Source organism: Streptomyces sp. NPDC002676 (genome assembly GCF_053592455.1).
Genome location: NZ_JBSFVT010000001.1, coordinates 1,278,579 through 1,299,312 on the forward strand (window position 1 = coordinate 1,278,579; position 20,734 = coordinate 1,299,312).

Here is a 20,734-nt window from a genome sequence, read left to right on the forward strand (position 1 = left end):
CGGCGCCTGGCACCCCGGCCGATGCCTCAGGCGCCCAGCCGCTCCCCGCCGTCCTGCCAGGCCCGCAGCACGTCCTCCACGGCCGGTGCGATTCGCCGCCGCGCCTCGTACCGGTGCAGCCCGCTCATCAGCAGCTGGTCGTACGGTGTGTCCACATGCCGTACGGCCGCCACGACGGCCGAGATCACCGCCCCTTCCGTCAGCGCCCGCCCGGCGGCGCTGCGCCCGACCCGCCCGCTGCCCCGCACGGACGCGTGCGCCGCGATCGCCCGGGCCCGCTCGGCCGGGCAACCGGGAAACAGCCGCAGTATGTCGGCCGCGAACGCCACCACGAACCGCTCGTCCTCGGCCGCCCGGCGCCGCGCGTCCCGCGCCCGCCGCCGGCGCCGGACCTCCGCGTCCGCCAGGCACCGCGCCTCGGCCCGGGCCAGTGCCGCCTCCTCCACGAGCACGCCCTGCCGCTCGTACCGGCTCTGCCGCCGGTTGAACCGCACCACCACCGCCGACAGCGCGCTCTCCTCCCGTGACCTGCGGGTCAGCGCCGTGTCACCGCGCGGCAGGAACACCAGGTGCCCGAGGTCCACGCAGTCCAGGCAGCGCGGCGCTCCGTCCTCCAGCACGAGCAGCGACAACGGCCCACGCCGGCATGCGACACACCGCTTGGCCTTCAGGGGCTGGATGACGACAAGTCCGTCGGCAGGGCGGGGAGTTATGGGAAGTGCCATACCCGCTGCTTTCCCCGTCGCCGCCCCGACACCTCCTCTTCCGCCCTACCGCCACCCGGCATGATGGGCCCTGTGCGACTCGAAGCGATCACCTGGGACCGGCTCGCCGGCCTGCTCGCCGACCGGCTGGCCGGTCTGGCGCCTGCCGACGGCGGTGCCTGGCCGCGCGTCGGCTTCGACGGTGCCCCGGCCGCCCGCCCGGGAGACCTCGCCGAGCGTGTCGGGGAGGCGCTGCGTGTGCGCGGCCGGCCCTCGCTGGTCGTCGGCACCGAGGGTTTCCTGCGCCCCGCCTCACTCCGCCTGGAACACGGGCGGCGCGACGCCGAGTCGTATTACGGCGGCTGGTTCGACACGGGTGCCCTGTGGCGCGAGGTCTTCGGCCCGCTCGAGCCCGGAGGCAACGGGCGCGTCCTGCCCGACCTCTGGGACGCGGCCACCGACCGCGCCACCCGCAGCCCCTACGTCCAACTCCCGCCCGGGGGAGTCCTGTTGGTCCACGGCCCCCTCCTCCTTCGGCACTGGTTCCCCTTCGACCTGACCGTCCATGTCCTCCTGTCTCCGGCGGCCCTGCGCCGCCGTACCCCCGAGGCCGACCACTGGATGCTCCCGGCCTTGGAGCGCTACGCGACCGAGACCGACCCCGCCGCGACCGCCGACGTCCTCGTCCGCGCCGACGACCCACGGCATCCCGCCTGGAGCGGCTGATCAGCCCGTCCGCCGGGTGCGTCGGTCAGAGCCAGCCGTTGCGCCTGAAGCCCCGGTACAGCACCAGACACGCCACCGCCATCACACCCATCACCAGCGGATAGCCGAACCGCCAGTGCAGCTCCGGCATGTGGTCGAAGTTCATGCCGTACACGCCGCACACCATCGTCGGTACGGCGATCACTGCCGCCCAGGCCGTGATCTTCCGCATGTCCTCGTTCTGCGTGACCGTCACTTGCGCCAGGTGCGCCTGCAGGATGGAGTTGAGGAGTTCGTCGAACGCGGCGATCTGCTCCTTGGCTCGCATCAGATGGTCGAACACATCCCGGAAGTAGGCTTGTATCTCCGGATCGACCACCCGTATCGGCCGGGTGGCCAGATCCTCGACAGGGCGGGCCAGCGGCACCACCGCCCGCTTCAGCTCCAGCAGTTCCCGCTTCAGCTGGTAGATGCGTCCGGGGTCGGTCCGCGCGCCGTTCTCCGAGAACACGTCCGTCTCGACCTGGTCGATGTCGGCCTGCACCGCGTCCGTGACGTTCAGGTAGTCGTCGACGACGTGGTCGGCGATCGCGTGCAGCACCGCCGCCGGCCCCTTGGCCAGTTGCTGCGGATCCGCCTCGAGTTCCTCGCGCAGCGGGCCCAGGGAGCCGTGCCGGCCGTGCCGCACCGTGATGACGAAGTCCTGGCCGACGAACACCATGATCTCGCCGGTGTCCACCACCTCGCTGGTCGACGTCAGTTGCTCGTGCTCCACGTAACAGACCGTCTTGAACACCGCGAAGAGCGTCTCGCCGTAACGCTCCAGCTTCGGCCGCTGATGCGCCTCGACCGCGTCCTCCACCGCCAGCGGATGCAGGTCGAACAGCTCTGCGATGCCGGCGAACTCACGGTCCGTCGGTTCGTGCAGCCCCAGCCAGACGAACCCCTCGCGGCTCTTGCGGACCAGCTCCAGGCCGTCGATCAGATCGGTGGATTCCGGCACGCGCACGCCGTCCTGGTAGGTCACGCAGTTCACCACCGAGGAGCCCAGCGGAGACCTGGCGGGATGACTCAGGTCGACGCGGGGCCGGCGCTGGGCCAGCCGCGCCATCCGGCGCAGCCTGCCGACCCTGTCGAGCCCTGTGACCTTCCGCAGATTCCCAGCCATGGACATCTGGATCTCCTCGTGTGGATCTCCTCGCGCAACGCTTCCGCGACTTGACCGGCAGTCTGCCAGTCCGGCGCAAGTTGCGGGTAAGCCTGTGGGAACAACGCGTTCCGCTTGGTTCCGGCCTGTGGACAGAGGCCGTACCCGGCTGCGGACGGAGCGTCGACCACCCCGGACAAGCAGGACAGCTGGAATGATCACGGTATGACGCGATCCGACGGCTATCTCCTGGACAATCGGCAGACGCAGGCGGGGGAGCGCTTCGACGCCTTCGCCACGCTCTTCGACCCCGTCACCTTCCGGCACCTCGAAGGGTTCGAGCTCGGAGCCGGCTGGCGCTGCTGGGAAGTCGGGGCGGGCGGCACCTCCGTGGTGTCCTGGCTCGCCAAGAAGGTCGGCCCGACCGGCAAGGTCGTCGCCACCGACATCGACACCTCACAGGTCGCCGCCGCGGCCCGGCCCCCGGTCGAGGTCCTCGTCCACGACGTGGGCACCGAGGAGCCGCCGGGGGAGGGTTTCGACCTGGTGCACGCCCGGCTGGTCCTCGTCCATGTCCCGGACCGGGACCGGGCGTTGCGTTCCATGATCAAGGCGCTGCGGCCCGGCGGACGGCTGCTGATCGAGGACGCCGACCCCGCCCTGCAACCCCTCCTCTGCCCCGACGAGCACGGCCCCGAGCAGCGGCTCGCCAACCGGCTGCGCCAGGGCTTCCGCCAGCTGCTCGCCGACCGCGGCGCCGACCTGTCCTACGGCCGCAAGCTCCCGCGCCTTCTCCGCGAGGCCGGACTGCGCGGGGTGGCCGCCGACGCGTACTTCCCGGTGACCTCACCTGCCTGTGCCGCCCTGGAGGCCGCCACGGTCCGCCAGATCCGCGACCAGCTCGTCACCGCGGGGCTGGCCACCGACGAGGACATCGACCAGCACCTGGCCAACGTCGAGTCCGGCAGCATGGACCTGGCCACCGCACCGATGATCTCGGCGTGGGGACGCAAGGGCTAGGCCGTGAGGAGGGGCCCTGGGGGAGCGCGCCCGAGACCAGGCCGGGGCCGCCGGCTCTGGCCAGGGAGGCGTCAGTCGGTTCCGGCCTCAGCACCTGCATCCGCGCCGGCGTCGACCCCGGACTGAGCATCGGCATCTTTCCGGGCGCTGGCTCGGGTACGCCATCCGCCCCCGCTCCGGTCCAGGGGGCGTCAGCCGACTCCGGCCTCAGCATTTGAACCCGCGCCAGCGCCGACCTCGGGACGAGTACGGCATCCGCCCCGGCTCCGGTCCGGGGGGTGTCAGCCGACTCTGGCCTCAGCATCGGGACTCGCGCGGCCCTGGCACGGGTGCGGCATCCGCCCCTGCTCGGGTCCGGGGGGTGTCAGCCGACTCTGGCCTCAGCATCGGGACTCGCGCGGCCCTGGCACGGGTGCGGCATCCGCCCCGGCTCCGGTCCGGGGGGTGTCAGCCGACACTGGCCTCAGCATCGGGACTCGCGCGGCCCCGGCTCGGGTGCGGCATCCGCCCCGGCTCCGGTCCGGGGGGTGTCAGCCGACACCAGCCTCAGCATCGGGACTCGCGCGGCCCCGGGACGGGTGCGGCATCCCCGGCTCCCGTCCAGGGGGCGTCAGCCGACACCAGCCTCAGCATCGGCACTCGCGCGGCCCCGGGACGAGTACGGCATCCGCCCCGGCTACGGCCCAGGGAGGCGTCAGCCAGTACCGGCCCCAGCATCGGTCCCCGCGCCCCGGCAGGGTGGTCTGCCTCCCACCCGTTCCACCGCCCGGGCGCCCGCCCGGCAGCCCCGTGCCGCCGCCTCGACCGGGTCCGCGGCCGCGGCCAGGGCGGCGAGGAACGCGCCGGTGAAAGCGTCGCCCGCGCCCGTGGTGTCCCGGGGCGCCGCGGGCACGGCGGGTACCCGGGCGAGCACGGTCCCCGCACGGGCCACCACGGCCCCGTCCGCCCCCGACTTGACCACCACCAGCGGTACCAGGCGACTCAACTTGGCCGCCGCGTCCGCCGGATCGGAAAGGCCGGTCAGCACAGACGCCTCGTCCCGGCTGGGCAGCAGCACGTCCAGCCCGTCCGCGAACGCCAGGAAACGGTCCACCCCCAGCTCCACCAGGAAGCCCGCCGACGCCGGATCCAGGCTGACCGGTACGCCACGCGTGCGTGCCGCCGCCAGCGCCCTCGCCGCGAGGGCCCGGCTCGACTCCGTGAACAGCAGATATCCCGACAGGTGCAGCCGGGCGACCCCGTCGAGCAACGCGTCCGTCCAGTCGGCGGGTTCGAGCCGCAGGGACGCTCCGCTGTCGGTGAGGAACGTGCGCTCGGCCGCCGCGCCCGTGTCGACGAGGCAGACGACCGTCCCGGTGGCCGCCTCCTGGTCGATCACCAGCCGGGGCCGCACCCCGGCCGCCACCAGCTCCCGCTCGTGCCAGCCGGCCGCGTCCGCGCCCACCCGTCCCAGCAGCCGTACGTCGGCACAGCCCGCGTGAGCGGCCCAGCAGGCCACGTTGGCCCCTGCCCCGCCGGGCAGCGTCCGCACCACGGCGGCCGTGTCGGTACCGGCCGCAAGCGGACCGCGGTGCCGGGCGACCACGTCCGTGACGACGTCACCGACAACCAGCAGCGCCCCCGCCGGGCCGACGGTCACGGCCTGGTCCACGCCGCGGCGATCCGGGCCGCCAGGCGCACATTGCCGCGCACCGCCGCCAGATTGGCGCTCAGCGAGGCCCCGTCCGTGTGCCGGACCAGATAGTCGAGCAGGAACGGCGTGACCGCCTGGCCGGTGACCCCTTCCTCCTCGCAGGCGCGCAGCGCGTCGGCGAGCACGCGCGCGTGCAGCCCGGGATCGAGCTGCTCGGCCTCCGGGACGGGGTTGGCGACGATCAGCGCCGACCCGGGCGCGTCGAGCGTGTCCTGCGCCCGCATGACCGCTGCGACCTGCTCCGGGCTGTGCAGCGTCCAGTCGACCGGATGCCCCGAGTCGGACAGGTAGAAGCCGGGGAACCGGTCCGTGCCGTACCCGGCGACGGCCACGCCGAGCGTCTCCAGACGCTGCAGGGTCGCCGGCACGTCCAGTATCGACTTCACGCCCGCGCACACCACCGTGATCCGGGTGCGCGCCAGCAGGCCCAGGTCGGCCGACTCGTCCTGCGTCACCGTCCACTGCCGGTGCACACCGCCGAGCCCGCCCGTGGCGAACACCCGGACACCCGCGAGCGCAGCCAGCTGCGCCGTCGCCGACACCGTGGTCGCCCCGCTCGCCCCCGCCGCCACGGCGAGCGGCAGGTCGCGGTGGCCCAGCTTGCGGATGCCGTCCTCGTTCGCGACCCGCTCCACCTGTTCCTTGTCCAGGCCGACATGGGGGCGCCCGTCGAGCACGGCGATGGTCGCGGGCACGGCGCCCTCCCGCCGCACCAGGTCCTCCAGCTCCAGCGCCACCCGCAGATTGCGCGGCCGGGGCAGCCCGTGCGCGATGATCGTGGACTCCAGGGCCACCACGGGCCGCCCGGAGTCGATCGCTTCCCGGACTTCTTCCGACACCACCAGCACCACGTGCCCGCCTCCTGTCAGTCGGTCCTTCCCTGATCCCTGGCGGGCACCACGCCCGCATAAACGCTTGCGCCCTGTGGGGGACGCCACCAACCTGGGCGGCATGAAGGACAACACCACGCGTCTCGACCACGTCGTCCTGTGGGTGACCGATCCCGTCGCCGCGGCCGGCTTCTACGAAAAGGCCGTCGGCCTGGAGCCGCTGCGCCTCGACGAGTACGTCGCCGGCAAGGTCACTTTCCCCTCCGTCCGCGTCAACCAGGAGACCATCCTCGACCTCGCCCCGCGCGCCTCCGCGGAGCACATGAAGATGCTCCCCGGTTCGGCCGACAGCGCGGGCCACCCCGTCAACCACATCTGCCTGTCCCTGCCGTCGGACGCCTTCGACACCCTGCGCGCCCGGCTGACGGAACAGGGCGTACCCGTGTCCGACATCGGCCACGACTCGTACGGCGCCCGGGGCGAGGCCCCGCGCAGCTTCTACTTCCGGGACCCCGACGGCAACATCTTCGAGGCCCGGCACTACGCGTAGCCGAGTCCGGGCGCGGTCAGAACAGCGGCTCGGGCAGCACGCCCTCCAGCGCGAGCAGCTTCCGCTTGGTCTCCAGGCCGCCTCCGAAGCCGCCGATGCCGCCGTCGCTCTCCACCACGCGGTGGCACGGCACGACGACCGGCAGCGGATTGGCCCCCATGGCCGCGCCCACCGCCTGCGCCCCGCCCGGCTGCCCGACCCGTCCGGCGAGATCGCCGTAGCCCACCACCGTGCCGTACGGCACGCCGGACGCCAGCTCGCGCAGCACCTGCCGGTTGAAGCCGGAGATCAGCGACCAGTCCAGCGGCAGGTCGAAGTCGTGACGCTCGCCCGCGAAGTACGCCTCGAGCTGGCGTATCGCCTCGGCCAGCAGCGGCGAGCCGGGATCCTCGGCCGGCTGGCTGCCCAGCCGGGCCGCGAGCCGCTCCAGGGCCCGGTCGCGCACCGCGTCCGTGGCGTGGAAGATCACGTTGACCAGTCCCTCGCCGGTCGCCGCCAGCATCAGCGGGCCGATGCCGCTGTCCACGACGGCCCACACCACCCGCTGCTCGTCCTGCCCATGGCTGTCCATGCGCCCACCGTACGACCCGCCACTGACAACGCCCGTCCGGCCGCCGACCGTCCGCGTGCTCACCGTCTGCGGAGGGCCGACCGCACGAGGTCCGGCTTGTTCGTGATGACCCCGTCGACGCCGTAGCGCGCGACCTTCCGGGCCGTTGCCGCGTCGTTCACCGTCCACGAGAACACTTCCAGCGGCTTGCGGTGCACCCCCTTGAAGGTGTGCACGGTCGCGACGTAGCCGAGGGAGATCGACGGGTACGAGGGATTGATCAGGTCGGTGAAGCGCGCGTACCGGTGCAGCTGTTCCACGGACGGCCTGCCGAGGTAGCCGGTGGTGACGGCGGGCCGCAGCTCGTGGACGATCCGCAGGGTGTCCGCGCTGAAACTCTGCACGATCAGCCGGCCGAGGTGCTCCCGGTCCAGCCAGCCCTCGTCGCCCAGGAGCTTCAGGGTCTGCTGCTCGATGCCCGGGTACAGCTGCGGATTCTTGATCTCCAGGAGCAGCTTCTCGTGGTTGTGCTCGACCCGGCGCATGTACTGCTTCAGTGTCGGCACGCGCGTGCCCGCGTACGCGCGGGAGAACCAGCTGCCCGCATCCAGCCGGGCGATCTCGGCCGCGGTGAAGTCCTTCACCTTCCATGGCGCCCGGTCGGGAAAGACGTCCTCGACGTTCGTGGTGCGCTGCAGGCTGTCGTCGTGGATGACGACCAGTTGCCCGTCCTTGGTGCGCTGGACGTCGTTCTCGACCCACGAGAAGCCGAGCCGCGCCGCCTTGTCGATGGAGGCCAGGGTGTTCTCGGGAGCGTAGGCGGAGGCGCCCCTGTGGGCGATCACGGTGGGTTCGCCCGTCCTGCCCGGACGGGCGTGCGGGGCGGGGGTCTCACCGGCGTCCGAGGCGGGAGTCTGCAGGACGACCGTCCCCAGGACCGCGGCGACCATCGTGGCGGCTGCGCGCGCGTACATGCGTCCTCCTGGCGTCAGCGAACACATACAGCTACATATTGACAGCAGTGGGTGAACACTGTCCGGGCGCACGATGGCCACACCTGGAACCGAAGGGTTCCCGCGTGCTCACCGGGCCCGCACAACTGGGGGAGGGGCGTGTTTCTTTGCCGGAATTTCGTTCGACCATTCCGGTGGGGGTCATACTCTCTGCGACAACCCTGACCGCCCGTGCGGTCCTGGGACGGGGGCATATCCAGGTATTCCGGGACGCGAGAGGCGGAGGGGCAGCCGCGCATGCATGGCACGGTCGACGGATTCAGCTACGGGGCCGTCACCCCGCTGGTGGCCTATGTGATGGCCTGCCTCGGCGGTGCTCTCGGCCTGCGCTGCACCACCCGGTCCCTGCTGGTCACGCACTCCCGGCGGCCCGCCTGGCTGGCCCTCGGCTCGGCCGCGATCGGCTCCGGCATATGGACCATGCACTTCGTCGCCATGATGGGCTTCACCATCAAGGAGACCCCGATCCACTACGACGAGGGGATCACCTACGCGAGCCTCGGCCTCGCCATCGTCATGGTGGGCGTCGGGATCTTCATCGTCGGCTACCGGGGCGCCACCGGCACCCCGCTCTTCACCGGCGGCACGATCACCGGTCTGGGCGTCGCCTCGATGCACTATCTCGGCATGGCCGGAATGGAGTTCGACGGGCGGTTCAGCTACAACACGCTGACCGTCGCCGCGTCCGTCGTCATAGCGGTCGTGGCCGCCACCGCCGCGCTGTGGGCCGCGGGACGCGTCCGTGGCTTCCTGTGGAGCGTGGGAGCGAGCCTGGTCATGGGCCTCGCGGTCAGCGGCATGCACTACACCGGCATGGCCGCCCTCAGCGTCCACCTGCACGGCACCCGGAGCGCCACCGGCGGGGCGTCCGAGGCCTCGGTGCTCGCGCCGATGCTGATCGGCCCGCTCGCCTTCCTGCTCCTCGCCGGCGTCGTCGTGATGTTCGACCCGCGGATGGTCATGGGCCGGCCCGACTGGACGCCCGTCGAGCACAAGCCGGGCGTCCCGGCCGCCGCCGTAGCCTCCCACCTGGACCGCCGGCCGCCCCACCCCGCCGCCGGACGGGCCGCCCGGCCCGAGCACGAGGGCTCCCGCACCCCGTAAAAGCGCTGATCCGGGCCGGTTGTCAGTGCGGGGTCGTACGGTTGATTCCATGCGGCCCGTTTCCCAGATCGAACGCACGGTGGCGCCCTTCGAGGTCGTCAGCCCCTACCAGCCCAGCGGCGACCAGCCGGCGGCCATCGCCGAGCTGGCCAAGCGCATCGAGGCCGGTGAGAAGGACGTCGTCCTGCTCGGCGCGACCGGTACCGGCAAGTCCGCCACCACGGCGTGGATGATCGAGAAGCTCCAGCGCCCCACGCTCGTCATGGCGCCGAACAAGACGCTGGCCGCCCAGCTGGCCAACGAGTTCCGCGAGCTTCTTCCGAACAACGCGGTCGAATACTTCGTCTCGTACTACGACTACTACCAGCCCGAGGCCTACGTCCCGCAGTCGGACACCTACATCGAGAAGGACTCCTCGATCAACGAGGAGGTCGAGCGGCTGCGCCACTCGGCGACGAACTCGCTGCTCACCCGGCGCGACGTCATCGTGGTCGCCTCCGTCTCCTGCATCTACGGCCTCGGTACCCCCCAGGAGTACGTGGACCGGATGGTCCCCCTGCGCGTCGGCGACGAGATCGACCGCGACGAGCTGCTGCGCCGCTTCGTCGACATCCAGTACACGCGCAACGACATGGCCTTCACCCGCGGCACCTTCCGGGTCCGCGGCGACACCATCGAGATCTTCCCGGTCTACGAGGAGCTGGCCGTCCGCATCGAGATGTTCGGCGACGAGATCGAGGCGCTGTCCACGCTTCACCCGCTCACCGGCGAGATCATCAGCGACGACCAGCAGCTGTACGTCTTCCCCGCCTCCCACTACGTCGCAGGCCCCGAGCGCATGGAGCGGGCCGTCAACGACATCGAGAAGGAGCTGGGGGAGCGCCTGGCCGAGCTGGAGAAGCAGGGCAAGCTCCTGGAGGCCCAGCGCCTGCGGATGCGCACCACGTACGACATCGAGATGCTGCGCCAGATCGGCAGCTGCTCCGGTGTGGAGAACTACTCGATGCACTTCGACGGCCGCTCGCCCGGCTCCCCGCCCAACACCCTGCTGGACTACTTCCCGGACGACTTCCTGCTCGTCATCGACGAGTCGCACGTGACCGTCCCGCAGATCGGCGCCATGTACGAGGGCGACGCCTCCCGCAAGCGCACCCTCGTGGAGCACGGCTTCCGACTGCCCTCCGCGCTCGACAACCGGCCGCTGAAGTGGGAGGAGTTCCAGGAGCGCATCGGGCAGACCGTCTACCTGTCGGCGACCCCCGGCACCTACGAGCTGTCCCGCGGCGACGGCGTCGTGGAGCAGATCATCCGCCCGACCGGCCTGGTCGACCCGGAGGTCGTGGTCAAGCCCACCGAGGGCCAGATCGACGACCTGGTCCACGAGATCCGCAAGCGCACCGAGAAGGACGAGCGCGTCCTGGTCACCACGCTCACCAAGAAGATGGCCGAGGACCTCACCGACTACTTCCTGGAACTCGGCATCCAGGTGCGCTACCTGCACAGCGACGTGGACACCCTGCGCCGCGTCGAGCTGCTGCGCGAGCTGCGCTCCGGCGAGTTCGACGTCCTGGTCGGCATCAACCTCCTGCGCGAGGGCCTCGACCTGCCCGAGGTCTCCCTGGTGGCGATCCTCGACGCCGACAAGGAGGGCTTCCTGCGCTCCGGCACCTCCCTGATCCAGACCATCGGCCGCGCGGCGCGCAACGTCTCCGGCCAGGTCCACATGTACGCCGACAAGATCACCCCGGCGATGGAGAAGGCCATCGAGGAGACCAACCGCCGCCGGGAGAAGCAGGTCGCGTACAACAAGGCGAACGGCATCGACCCGCAGCCGCTGCGCAAGAAGATCAACGACATCGTCGCGCAGATCGCCCGCGAGGAGGTCGACACCGAACAGCTCCTCGGCTCCGGCTACCGCAAGCTGAAGGACGGCAAGGGCGCCAAGGCACCCGTCCCGTCGCTCGGCGACAAGGCGGCCAAGGGCGCGAAGGCCGGCAAGACCGCCAAGTCCGCCAAGGGCAAGGCGGCTGCCGCGGTGCCCACCGACCGCCCGGCGGCCGAACTCGCCGAGCAGATCGAGGAGATGACGGAGCGTATGCGCGCCGCCGCCGCGGAGCTGCAGTTCGAGATCGCGGCCCGGCTGCGCGACGAGGTCTCCGAGATGAAGAAGGAACTGCGCCAGATGCGGGAGGCGGGCCTCGCCTGAGCCGTGGGCACTGTGCCGGACCTCGGCATACGCGCCAAGTGTTGCAACACCGACACAAAGCGCGGGCCGGGGTTCGGCGCTGTCAGTGCCCCTGCGTAGGGTTCTGAACAACCGCACACTGCGCGGCAACAGGGGAACACCGAAAGGGGAAGCGGCCGTGTCCGTCAACTTGACCAAGGGTCAGGCCATCAGTCTGGAGAAGAAGGACGGAGGCACCCTGACGGCGGTCCGCATGGGGCTCGGCTGGCAGGCGGCGAAGCGGCGCGGCCTGTTCGGCTCGCGCACGCGCGAGATCGACCTGGACGCCTCGGCGGTGCTGTTCGCGGAGAAGCAGCCGGTCGACGTCGTCTTCTTCCGCCACCTCGTGAGCGACGACGGCTCCGTGCGCCACACCGGCGACAACCTGGTCGGCGGCGTGGGCCAGGGCGGCGACGACGAGGCGATCCTCGTGGACCTGCAGCGCGTCCCGGTCCACATCGACCAGATCGTCTTCACCGTGAACTCCTTCACGGGCCAGACCTTCCAGGAGGTGCAGAACGCGTTCTGCCGCCTCGTGGACGAGACCAACGGCCAGGAACTCGCCCGGTACACCCTGGCGGGCGGCGGCGAGTACACCGCGCAGATCATGGCGAAGGTGCACCGCGCGGGCTCGGGCTGGACCATGACCGCACTGGGCACCCCGGCCAACGGCCGTACGTTCCAGGACCTGATGCCGGCGATCCTGCCGCACCTGTAGGCCCGCCCGCTCATCCGGCGAAACACGCACGACATCACGACACACGGGGGCGAGGGCGATGACGGCCGAACTGGTGCGAGGGCAGAACCACCCGCTGCCCCCGACCCGGCTGGAGATCCGGATCACGTCCGGTGCGCCGGTCCTGGCCGGAGCGACGCTCGGCGACGAGAACGGCACGGTGCACGGCCCCCAGTGGGTCGTCCACCCCGGCGCCCCCGCCCAGCCCGGTCTCGAGGTGTCCCGGCAGGCCGCCGCCGAGCACCGCCTGGCCGTCGACCTGGCCGCCCTGTCCGAAGCGGTGCACCGGGTCGACGTGTTCCTCGCCCTGCCGGCGGCGACGGGAGGCCCGCTCCGGTTCGGCGCCGTCGCCGCCCCGCGCACCACGCTCACCGAAGCCGACGGCACCGAACTCGTCGGCTACACCCTCACCGGCCTCGACGCCGAGTCGGCCGTCGTCGCCGTGGAGCTGTACCGCCGCCAGGGCGCCTGGAAGGTGCGCGCGGTGGGCCAGGGGTACGACGGCGGCCTGGCCGCGCTCCTGGCCGACCACGGCATACGCGAGGCCGACGAACTCGCGGCCGGCATCCAGGAGTCCGTGGCCCGCAGCCTGGCCCGCGCGACAACGGCCCCGGCGCCCCCGCCGCAGGACACCTCGGCGTCCGCGACGGGGGAGCCGCTGTCGTACGAGACCCAGCACCCGTACGACGCGCGCCCCCCGCACACCGCCCGGACCCCCGACGGAGGTCAGGACCCCGGCGGCCCGATCGACTACACCCACCCCCGCCGTCGTACACACACCTCCCCGCCACCGCCCGCCCCCACGGCGCCCCCGGCCGCCGACGGGGAGCCCGCGCAGCCTGTCGCCGGGGACGCGGTGGGCTGGTCGATGGAGGAGCGGCTGTACAACCAGGTGTGGGGGATGTTCGAGGACCTGGCCCGCACCACGGCCGCGTACCGCAGCGCCGTCGACTTCGCCGACTCCCGCATGGAGAAGGAGCTGGACCAGCTCCTCGGCGACCTGCACAGCCGGATCGGCACGGCGGGCGGAGCCGCGCGCGAGGAGGCCCAGGCGCGGCGCGCCGGGCTGGTCGACCAGGCGAGAGCCGTCCTCGACCGTGACCTCGCCCAGCTGACCGCCGAGTCCGAGGTCGTCGAGCCTGCGCTTCCGCCGGCGTACGCCCGGTGGGACAACCCCGTCTGGCACGGCTACCAGGTGCCGTCCGAGCCCGCGATGGCCGTGCGAGTCGGTGATCTCCACCTCCCCGAGAGCGCGCCGCTGCGCATCCCGTTGCTGGTGAGGCTGCCGTTGGAACGGGGCCTGTGGATCGACAGCGGGCCTACCGCGGCAGCCGACGAAACCTTCCCGGACTCCGCCCAGCTGCGCCAGCTGGCCATGGAGACGGCGGTGGCGCTCGCGGCTCGACTGCTCGCCGCGCACCCGGCCGGGGAGTTCGCCGTGCAGGTCATCGACCCGGCCGGCGCCGGCGCCCGGGCGCTCCTGCCGCTGACGGGCACGGAGGCGCTCGCCGTCCCGCCCGCGAGCGGGGCGAGGGGTGTGGCGGACGTGCTGGAGGGACTCACGCGGAGGGTCGACCTGCTGCAGATGGCGGTGCGCGGCGGCGCTCCCGAGTCGCTGCCCCCCGGTGTCGACCTCGCCCGGCAGCTGCTGATCGTCAACGACTTCCCGCACGGCTTCGACGACCGGGCCGTGACGCGGCTCCGCTATCTCGCCGACGAGGGTCCGGCCGTCGGGGTCCACCTGCTGATGGTCGCGGACTGCGAGGACGCCGCTGCCTACGGCCCCTTGCTCGACCCGCTGTGGCGTTCGCTGATGCGGCTCACACCTGTGCCCGACGACCACCTCGCCGACCCCTGGGTCGGTCACGCCTGGACGTACGAGCCCGCGCTCGTACCGCCCGGCAGCCAGGTCCTCCAGCACGTGCTCACCGAGGTGGCCAGGACCAGGACCAAGTACAGGTAAAGCGCGTCTGACCAGCGTATTTGGTCTTTCTTTTACTAATCTCTTTACCAATACTTGGTGAATGAGGTACTGTCTTCCGTGCGGAGGGGAGTATTCCCTGGCTGCGGCGCATCCGTCAGCACGGACCTGCTCAGGTCCCGGGGCGCCGGCCCGTCCCGGGCGGAAGAGACCTCCGGCAGCGACAACGCTCATGTGTTCGCCGTCCCGTCATGCCGGAGGTGCAGTGGAAATCTCTCCGACCCTGTGGGTCCTCACCGTCCTGGGCCTGGCCGCCCTGATCGCCGTCGACTTCTTCATCGGCCGCAAGCCGCACGAAGTGTCCATCAGGGAAGCCGGGATCTGGACCGTCGTCTGGATCGCCCTGGCCGGTCTCTTCGGCCTCGGACTGCTCGTCTTCGGCGGCGGGCAGCCGGCCGGAGAGTTCTTCGCCGGCTTCATCACCGAGAAGTCGCTGAGCGTCGACAACCTCTTCGTCTTCGTCCTGATCATGGCCAAGTTCGCGGTGCCCGCGCGGTACCAGCAACGGGTCCTGCTCGTCGGCGTCCTCATAGCCCTGGTCCTGCGGGCCGTGTTCATCGCCGCGGGTGCCGCGATCCTCGGCAGCTTCTCGTGGGTGTTCTACATCTTCGGTGCCTTCCTCATCTGGACCGCCTGGAAGCTCATCCAGGAGGCCCGGGCCGACGAGGAGGACGAGGAGTTCGAGGAGAACAGGCTGTTGAAGGCCGTCGAGCGCAAGTTCGGCGTGGCGGACCGGTACCACGGCACCAAGCTGTGGATCCGTCAGAACGGCAAGCGGGTCATGACCCCGATGCTCGTCGTGATGCTCGCCATCGGTACGACGGACGTCCTGTTCGCCCTGGACTCCATCCCCGCGATCTTCGGCCTGACTCAGGACCCGTACATCGTCTTCACCGCCAACGCCTTCGCCCTGATGGGACTGCGTCAGCTGTACTTCCTCATAGGCGGCCTGCTGAAGAAGCTGGTCCACCTCTCGTACGGTCTGTCGGTCATCCTCGGCTTCATCGGCGTCAAGCTCGTGCTGCAGGCGCTGCACGAGTCCGGTGCCCAAGTCCCCGAGATCAGCATCCCGGTCTCGCTCGGCGTCATCTGCGCGGTCCTGATCGTCACCACGATCACCAGCCTGACGGCCTCCCGGAAGCAGGCCGCGGCGCAGGCGGCGCAGGTGAAGAGCGAAGGCGCTCCGAAGGACGCCATCGACGCCTGACCGATTCCGGCGTAGGAACAACCACCCCCGGGAGCGGGGCGGGGTGAATTGCCGAGCCCTGCTCCCGGTGCTTCGTTGGGTGATGACCGCGTCCCGGGCCGGGACGCCACCGCCCGGTGGAGGCAGCCGTGAAGTTCACCCAGATCATCGACTTCGAGACCGACCGGATCGACGAAATGCGGGCCCTCTCCGACGAGATGGAGAAGCGCTTCGGAGGCCGCGCGAACGGCCCCACCCGCCGATTCATCCTCAAGGACCGCAACCAGCCCGGCCGCTACCTGGCCGTGATCGAGTTCAACTCCCACGAGGAGGCCAGGCAGAACAGCGACGACCCCGAGACGGCCAAGTTCTCCGAGCAGATGGCCGCCCTCTGCACCCGCCCGCCGGTCTTCACCGACTGCGACGTCGTGGAAGCGCGCGACCTCGCCTAGCCGCTCCGCGCCGCCGCGGAACCGCGGGAGCCCGGCCGCACCGGCGCCGGGCCCCGCACCGGAAAGGGCGAGAGATATCCGAAAAGAACGGAATGCGAATCCTGTACGCCTCTGCGACCATCGCCGCATGATCACTCGGCTGCGGTCGCTCACCCGCCAATGGACGCTCCTCGTGCCGGTGCTCGCGGTGGTCCTGCTGGTCTTCACCTGGGGCCGGGGCCTGCCCGGAGCGGTCGTCGCGCTGGTGACCCTGGTGCTCGCCGGGTCCGTCCTCGCAGCGGTGCACCACGCCGAAGTGATCGCCCACCGCGTCGGCGAACCGTTCGGCTCGCTGATTCTCGCCATCGCCGTCACGATCATCGAGGTGGCTCTGATCGTCACCCTCATGGCAGACGGCGGCGCCAAGAGTTCCACCCTGGCCAGAGACACCGTCTTCGCCGCCGTGATGATCACCTGCAACGGCATCCTCGGCCTCTGCCTCCTCGTGGCCTCTCTGCGGCACGGCATCGCGGTCTTCAACCCCGAGGGCACCGGCGCCGCCCTGGCGACCGTGGCGACCCTGGCCACGCTCAGCCTGATGCTGCCGACCTTCACCACCAGCAAGCCGGGTCCCGAGTTCTCCAGCATCCAGCTGACCTTCGCCGCGCTGTCCTCACTGATCCTCTACGGCCTGTTCGTCGCCACCCAGACCGTGCGGCACCGCGACTACTTCCTGCCGATGACCCGGCAGGGCGAGGTGGTCACCGCCGAGGGCCACGCCGCGCCCCCGTCCGCGCATGCCGCCTGGATCAGCCTCGGCCTGCTCGGCCTCGCCCTCGTCGGCGTGGTCGGCCTGGCCAAGGGCGTGTCACCCACCATCGAGTCGGGCGTGGAGGCGGCAGGTCTGCACCAGGCCGTCGTCGGTGTGATCATCGCCCTGCTGGTGCTGCTCCCTGAGACGATCGCCGCGCTGCGCTCGGCCCGTCGCGACCGGGTGCAGACCAGTCTCAACCTCGCGCTCGGTTCGGCGATGGCCAGCATCGGCCTGACCATCCCCGCGGTCGCCCTCGCCTCCGTCTGGCTGTCCGGGCCGCTCGTGCTCGGCCTCGGCTCGACCCACATGCTGCTGCTCGCGCTGACCGTGGTGGTGGCCTCCCTGACCGTGGTGCCAGGGCGGGCCACACCCCTGCAGGGCGGTGTCCACCTGGTGATCTTCGCGGCCTACCTGGAACTGGCGATCAACCCCTGACCCCGCCCGGTCAGCCCGTGGCCGGCTCCACCGCCGCCCCCGCGGGCACCGGCCGCGTCTCCGGCATCAGCGCGAAGCAGACCAGGCTCAGCAGCGAGATCCCCGTCAGATACACGCCCACCCCCCAGGGGACGCGTCCGTGGTGGGCGAGCGCCGTGGCCACGATCGGGGTGAGCGCGCCACCGACGACCCCACCGAGGTTGTAGCTCACCGCCGCGCCCGTGCAGCGCACCCGTGCCTCGTACAGCTCCGGCAGATACGCGGCGATTACCGCGAACACGGTGAGGAAGGAGATCAGCGCCCCCAGGATGCCGAGGAACATCAGCAGGGGCTCGCCCGTCGACAGGAGCGCGACCATCGGCAGCATCCACAGCGCGGACGCGGCGCACCCCGTCAGGCACATCGGACGGCGCCCGTAGCGGTCGCCGAGGACGGCCATGAGGGGGGTGAGTACGCCGTTCACCACCACGGCAGCCAGGACGCAGGTCAGCATGACCGTACGGCTCACGCCGAGTCGTTCCGTCGCATACGCCAGCGACCACGTCGTCACCGCGTAGAACACCGCGTACGCGGCGGCCATCGCCCCGGCCGTCAGCAGCACCAGCCGCCACTGGTGCCGTAGGACCTCGGCGATCGGCACGCGCGCGTGGTCGTCGATCTCCAGGAACCGGGGACTTTCCGTGAGCGACGAGCGCAGCCACAGCCCGGCGACGGCCAGCACGCCCGCCACCCAGAACGGCACGCGCCACCCCCAGGCCGCGAACTGCGCGTCGGACAGCGCCGCCGACAGCGCGAGCATCACCCCGTTGGCGAGCACGAAGCCGAGCGGCGGCCCCACTTGAGGGATGCTCGTCCACAGAGCCCGCCGCCCCGCGGGCGCGTGCTCGGCGGTCAGCAGCACCGCCCCGCCCCACTCGCCGCCGAGTCCGAGCCCCTGCAGAAAGCGCAGCAGGAGCAGCAGCAGGGGAGCGGCCACGCCGAGCGTCCCGTACGACGGCAGACAGCCGACCGCGACCGTCGAGGCGCCCGTCAGGAGCAGGGAGACGACCAGCACCGGCCGCCGGCCGCGCCGGTCCCCGAGATGCCCGAACAGCACCGAACCCAGCGGCCGGGCCACGAAGCCCACACCGAACGTCCCGAATGCCGCCAGCGTCCCTGCCAGCGGCGAGAACGTCGGGAAGAACAGGGGCCCCAGGACCAGGGCCGCCGCCGTCCCGTAGACGAAGAAGTCATAGAACTCGATCGCGGTGCCGGCCAGGGAGGCGGCTGCGAGTCGCGGCATGGACGGGGCTCTTACAGCGCGTGCAACGTGCATGCTGCGTCAACTACCCGCAGTGATCACGGGTTACGGGGGCGCGTGGAGGTGATCAGCGGGACGGGAGCGCACGCCGATGGAACCGCGTACACGGCCCGACGGTCGCCGTGCACGCCGTGATAGACCGGGGTCGAGCGGCGGTCGTCGGCGTACCGCCCCGAACGGACCGGAGGAACCGTGCCCCGCACCCTGGCCACCGCCCCGATCATGATCCTCAACGGGCCCAACCTGAACCTGCTCGGCCAGCGCCAGCCCGAGATCTACGGCAAGGACACGCTCGCCGACGTCGAGGCGATGTGCGCCAAGGCGGCGGCTGCGCACGGCGGCACGGTCGACTTCCGGCAGTCCAACCACGAGGGTGAGCTGGTCGACTGGATCCACGAGGCGCGGCTCGGCCACTGCGGGATCGTCATCAACCCCGGCGCCTACTCCCACACGTCGGTCGCGATTCTGGACGCACTCAACACCTGCGACGGCATGCCCGTGCTGGAGGTGCACATCTCCAACATCCACCAGCGTGAGTCGTTCCGGCACCACTCGTACGTCTCGCTGCGCGCCGACGGTGTCATCGCGGGCTGCGGGGTGCAGGGGTACGTGTTCGGCGTGGAGCGCGTCGCCGCCCTGCTGGGCGCGGCGCAGGCCGACGCGTAACCCCGTCCCGCAGCGCTCTTCGGCCCGGGCCGCCGGCCGAGGGCGGGGTGAGGAGGCCGGCGGCCCTACCGTGCAGGAGCCGTCATCCTGTACGGGCTGCTACCAGTTGACCGCGCGTCACCACCGGCCGGGAGCGCGCACACGCGTCCGGCGCGTGCGAAACGTTCACACGGGGCGCGGGGCCGTGCGGCGCCCGGCGCATCACCACCCGCGCGCGTGCCACTCCGGAAGATGCGGTCGCTCCGCGCCCAGCGTCGTGTCGTTGCCGTGCCCGGGGTAGACCCAGGTCTCGTCCGGCAGTACGTCGAAGATCTTGGTCTCGACGTCGTGGATCAGGCTCGCGAACGCCTGCGGATCCTTGCGCGTGTTGCCGACCCCGCCCGGGAAGAGGCAGTCGCCGGTGAAGACGTGCGCGTGGCCGTGCGGGTCGTCGTACACCAGCGCGATGGAACCCGGGGTGTGCCCGACAAGGTGGCGCGCGGTGAGTTCCACGCGCCCCACGCGGATGGTGTCGCCGTCGTCGACCAGGACGTCGGTGGGCACCGGGATCCCGGCGGCGTCCTCGCGGCCCGCGTAGGTGCGCGCGCCCGTGGCGGCGACGACCTCGGCCAGCGCCTGCCAGTGGTCGCCGTGCTGGTGCGTGGTGACGACGGACGCGATGCCGTCGTCACCGATCATGGCCAGGAGTGTCCCCGCCTCGTTGGCGGCGTCGATCAGGAGCTGCTCGTCCGTGGCCCGGCAGCGCAGCAGGTAGGCGTTGTTGTCCATCGGGCCGACCGCGATCTTGGTGATCATCAGGTCGCTCAGCTCGTGGACCTGTGCGGGTCCGCCGACCTTGACCTCTCCGCTGTACGTCATGGCGGTCAGCCTATAGCGGGGAGGGCCCGGCGGACCGTCAACGGCCTACAGGGGGGGCAGCTTCGGGAGCGTGCCGCCCCGCACCTGAAGCTCCAGTCCGTCGCGCCGCCCGGAGAGCCAGCCCAGCAGGTCCGCCGGCCGGCCGCTGACGGTGACCTCGGGCTCGGCCGCCTCGCGTCCCGTGCTCCACGCGCGCGTGCCGTCCGTGACGCGGGTCGCCGGGACGTCGGGGAGCCCGGAGAACCGCTGCGCCAGGAAGTCGATCTCCCGTTCCGTGAATTCTTCGGGGAGGTCTTCCAGCTCGTACCCCACTCCGAGGTCGACATGGTGCAGGTCGACCTCGACCCAGCGCCGGAACGGCACCCGGGCCGCGGAGTCCGTCACGCCGTTGCGCAGCTCCACCGTGCGCGTCCAGTCCGCGGGCGCGGCCCCCGCCTCCTGGAAGCGGTCGGCGCTCTCGCGCACGTCCGTGAGCTGCACGTCGAGGGGGCGCGGGGCGTCCCGCTGGATGTCGGCGTCCCGTGCCTCGCCGCTCGCGTACATGGGACGGCCCTCGAGTACGTTCACCAGGGCGTCGGCGTTGCGGGCGATGTGCGCGAGGAGATGCCCGCGGCTCCAGCCCGGAAGCCGTGACGGCGCGGCGAGCGACGCGTTGTCCAGTTTGCCGGCGGCGCTGAGCAGCCGATCGGTCGCGTCACGTACACAGGCCAGGTCATGAGCGTGATCAATCATGAGCCCGACCCTAGTCCCGCCACACCTTTGGGTGAAGGTGGTGAACCTCGCCCGC

The 20,734-nt window shown here is 71.4% G+C and carries 20 protein-coding genes; 11 read left to right on the plus strand and 9 right to left on the minus strand.

The features are described from left to right. Positions 1 to 26: 26 nt before the first annotated feature. Positions 27 to 725, minus strand: coding sequence for a DUF2293 domain-containing protein (locus ACWD3E_RS06060; RefSeq protein WP_451386303.1), 699 nt, complete (start codon positions 723 to 725; stop codon positions 27 to 29). 63 nt (positions 726 to 788) lie between these two features. On the opposite strand from ACWD3E_RS06060, the gene ACWD3E_RS06065 reads away from it, so the two are divergent. Then, complete coding sequence (locus ACWD3E_RS06065) at positions 789 to 1,430, plus strand: uridine kinase (protein ID WP_451386506.1); 642 nt, start codon at positions 789 to 791, stop codon at positions 1,428 to 1,430. A 25-nt stretch (positions 1,431 to 1,455) separates the two neighbouring features. Here ACWD3E_RS06065 and corA read toward each other — a convergent pair whose 3' ends face one another. After that, positions 1,456 to 2,583 (minus strand): magnesium/cobalt transporter CorA, encoded by a 1,128-nt coding sequence (corA, locus tag ACWD3E_RS06070; protein WP_451386304.1) that lies wholly within the window; start codon positions 2,581 to 2,583, stop codon positions 1,456 to 1,458. Positions 2,584 to 2,781: 198 nt separating this feature from the next. Here corA and ACWD3E_RS06075 point away from each other — a divergent pair, with 198 nt between their 5' ends. Then, the gene (locus tag ACWD3E_RS06075; RefSeq protein WP_451386305.1) at positions 2,782 to 3,576 is read left to right on the plus strand and encodes a methyltransferase; all 795 of its coding nucleotides are present in this window, start codon (positions 2,782 to 2,784) and stop codon (positions 3,574 to 3,576) included. A gap of 694 nt (positions 3,577 to 4,270) precedes the next feature. On the opposite strand, the gene ACWD3E_RS06080 is transcribed toward ACWD3E_RS06075, so the two are convergent. After that, positions 4,271 to 5,227, minus strand: a complete 957-nt coding sequence (locus ACWD3E_RS06080; RefSeq protein ID WP_451386306.1) for a carbohydrate kinase family protein — start codon at positions 5,225 to 5,227, stop codon at positions 4,271 to 4,273. Beyond that, positions 5,212 to 6,120, minus strand: coding sequence for a pseudouridine-5'-phosphate glycosidase (locus ACWD3E_RS06085; protein WP_451386307.1), 909 nt, complete (start codon positions 6,118 to 6,120; stop codon positions 5,212 to 5,214). The genes ACWD3E_RS06080 and ACWD3E_RS06085 overlap by 16 nt, the downstream gene beginning before the upstream one ends. A gap of 100 nt (positions 6,121 to 6,220) precedes the next feature. Here ACWD3E_RS06085 and ACWD3E_RS06090 point away from each other — a divergent pair, with 100 nt between their 5' ends. Next, a complete protein-coding gene (locus ACWD3E_RS06090) occupies positions 6,221 to 6,649 on the plus strand; it encodes a VOC family protein (RefSeq protein ID WP_451386308.1) in 429 nt (142 codons plus the stop codon). Positions 6,650 to 6,665: 16 nt separating this feature from the next. On the opposite strand, the gene ACWD3E_RS06095 is transcribed toward ACWD3E_RS06090, so the two are convergent. Beyond that, a complete protein-coding gene (locus tag ACWD3E_RS06095) occupies positions 6,666 to 7,220 on the minus strand; it encodes a methylated-DNA--[protein]-cysteine S-methyltransferase (protein ID WP_451386309.1) in 555 nt (184 codons plus the stop codon). A 59-nt stretch (positions 7,221 to 7,279) separates the two neighbouring features. After that, entirely contained in the window at positions 7,280 to 8,173 is an 894-nt protein-coding gene (locus tag ACWD3E_RS06100; RefSeq protein WP_451386310.1) for a glycerophosphodiester phosphodiesterase, read from the minus strand. A gap of 276 nt (positions 8,174 to 8,449) precedes the next feature. On the opposite strand from ACWD3E_RS06100, the gene ACWD3E_RS06105 reads away from it, so the two are divergent. From ACWD3E_RS06105 to ACWD3E_RS06135, 7 genes are all read left to right on the plus strand, one after another. After that, positions 8,450 to 9,316 carry an MHYT domain-containing protein gene (locus ACWD3E_RS06105; RefSeq protein WP_451386311.1) on the plus strand — a complete coding sequence of 289 codons (867 nt, stop codon included), beginning with the start codon at positions 8,450 to 8,452 and terminating at the stop codon, positions 9,314 to 9,316. A 49-nt stretch (positions 9,317 to 9,365) separates the two neighbouring features. Beyond that, on the plus strand, positions 9,366 to 11,522 hold the full coding sequence (gene uvrB / locus ACWD3E_RS06110) for an excinuclease ABC subunit UvrB (protein WP_451386312.1): 2,157 nt from the start codon (positions 9,366 to 9,368) through the stop codon (positions 11,520 to 11,522). Positions 11,523 to 11,679: 157 nt separating this feature from the next. Continuing rightward, positions 11,680 to 12,258, plus strand: coding sequence for a TerD family protein (locus ACWD3E_RS06115; RefSeq protein ID WP_451351499.1), 579 nt, complete (start codon positions 11,680 to 11,682; stop codon positions 12,256 to 12,258). A 58-nt stretch (positions 12,259 to 12,316) separates the two neighbouring features. Next, entirely contained in the window at positions 12,317 to 14,239 is a 1,923-nt protein-coding gene (locus ACWD3E_RS06120; protein WP_451386313.1) for a TerD family protein, read from the plus strand. Positions 14,240 to 14,462: 223 nt separating this feature from the next. Then, positions 14,463 to 15,464, plus strand: a complete 1,002-nt coding sequence (locus ACWD3E_RS06125; RefSeq protein WP_451386314.1) for a TerC family protein — start codon at positions 14,463 to 14,465, stop codon at positions 15,462 to 15,464. Between the two features lie 128 nt (positions 15,465 to 15,592). Next, positions 15,593 to 15,895: a hypothetical protein gene (locus ACWD3E_RS06130; RefSeq protein WP_451386315.1), complete on the plus strand. Its 303-nt coding sequence runs from the start codon at positions 15,593 to 15,595 to the stop codon at positions 15,893 to 15,895. Between the two features lie 127 nt (positions 15,896 to 16,022). Beyond that, complete coding sequence (locus ACWD3E_RS06135; RefSeq protein WP_451386316.1) at positions 16,023 to 17,123, plus strand: calcium:proton antiporter; 1,101 nt, start codon at positions 16,023 to 16,025, stop codon at positions 17,121 to 17,123. Between the two features lie 10 nt (positions 17,124 to 17,133). Here ACWD3E_RS06135 and ACWD3E_RS06140 read toward each other — a convergent pair whose 3' ends face one another. After that, positions 17,134 to 18,405, minus strand: a complete 1,272-nt coding sequence (locus ACWD3E_RS06140) for an MFS transporter (RefSeq protein WP_451386317.1) — start codon at positions 18,403 to 18,405, stop codon at positions 17,134 to 17,136. Between the two features lie 210 nt (positions 18,406 to 18,615). On the opposite strand from ACWD3E_RS06140, the gene aroQ reads away from it, so the two are divergent. Continuing rightward, positions 18,616 to 19,089: a type II 3-dehydroquinate dehydratase gene (aroQ, locus tag ACWD3E_RS06145; RefSeq protein WP_451386318.1), complete on the plus strand. Its 474-nt coding sequence runs from the start codon at positions 18,616 to 18,618 to the stop codon at positions 19,087 to 19,089. Positions 19,090 to 19,290: 201 nt separating this feature from the next. Here aroQ and ACWD3E_RS06150 read toward each other — a convergent pair whose 3' ends face one another. Beyond that, entirely contained in the window at positions 19,291 to 19,947 is a 657-nt protein-coding gene (locus ACWD3E_RS06150; RefSeq protein WP_451351493.1) for an MBL fold metallo-hydrolase, read from the minus strand. A 45-nt stretch (positions 19,948 to 19,992) separates the two neighbouring features. Continuing rightward, a complete protein-coding gene (locus ACWD3E_RS06155) occupies positions 19,993 to 20,679 on the minus strand; it encodes a maleylpyruvate isomerase family mycothiol-dependent enzyme (protein ID WP_451386319.1) in 687 nt (228 codons plus the stop codon). Positions 20,680 to 20,734: the final 55 nt, after the last annotated feature.

What these genes read in the sequence shown, in the direction of transcription:
- ACWD3E_RS06060 (WP_451386303.1), bottom strand. Translation starts at nt 725, where the DNA reads ATGGCACTTCCCATAACTCCCCGCCCTGCCGACGGACTTGTCGTCATC.
- ACWD3E_RS06065 (WP_451386506.1), top strand. Translation starts at nt 789, where the DNA reads ATGGGCCCTGTGCGACTCGAAGCGATCACCTGGGACCGGCTCGCCGGC.
- corA (WP_451386304.1), bottom strand. Translation starts at nt 2,583, where the DNA reads ATGTCCATGGCTGGGAATCTGCGGAAGGTCACAGGGCTCGACAGGGTC.
- ACWD3E_RS06075 (WP_451386305.1), top strand. Translation starts at nt 2,782, where the DNA reads ATGACGCGATCCGACGGCTATCTCCTGGACAATCGGCAGACGCAGGCG.
- ACWD3E_RS06090 (WP_451386308.1), top strand. Translation starts at nt 6,221, where the DNA reads ATGAAGGACAACACCACGCGTCTCGACCACGTCGTCCTGTGGGTGACC.
- ACWD3E_RS06095 (WP_451386309.1), bottom strand. Translation starts at nt 7,220, where the DNA reads ATGGACAGCCATGGGCAGGACGAGCAGCGGGTGGTGTGGGCCGTCGTG.
- ACWD3E_RS06100 (WP_451386310.1), bottom strand. Translation starts at nt 8,173, where the DNA reads ATGTACGCGCGCGCAGCCGCCACGATGGTCGCCGCGGTCCTGGGGACG.
- ACWD3E_RS06105 (WP_451386311.1), top strand. Translation starts at nt 8,450, where the DNA reads ATGCATGGCACGGTCGACGGATTCAGCTACGGGGCCGTCACCCCGCTG.
- uvrB (WP_451386312.1), top strand. Translation starts at nt 9,366, where the DNA reads ATGCGGCCCGTTTCCCAGATCGAACGCACGGTGGCGCCCTTCGAGGTC.
- ACWD3E_RS06120 (WP_451386313.1), top strand. Translation starts at nt 12,317, where the DNA reads ATGACGGCCGAACTGGTGCGAGGGCAGAACCACCCGCTGCCCCCGACC.
- ACWD3E_RS06135 (WP_451386316.1), top strand. Translation starts at nt 16,023, where the DNA reads ATGATCACTCGGCTGCGGTCGCTCACCCGCCAATGGACGCTCCTCGTG.
- ACWD3E_RS06140 (WP_451386317.1), bottom strand. Translation starts at nt 18,405, where the DNA reads ATGCCGCGACTCGCAGCCGCCTCCCTGGCCGGCACCGCGATCGAGTTC.
- ACWD3E_RS06150 (WP_451351493.1), bottom strand. Translation starts at nt 19,947, where the DNA reads ATGACGTACAGCGGAGAGGTCAAGGTCGGCGGACCCGCACAGGTCCAC.
- ACWD3E_RS06155 (WP_451386319.1), bottom strand. Translation starts at nt 20,679, where the DNA reads ATGATTGATCACGCTCATGACCTGGCCTGTGTACGTGACGCGACCGAT.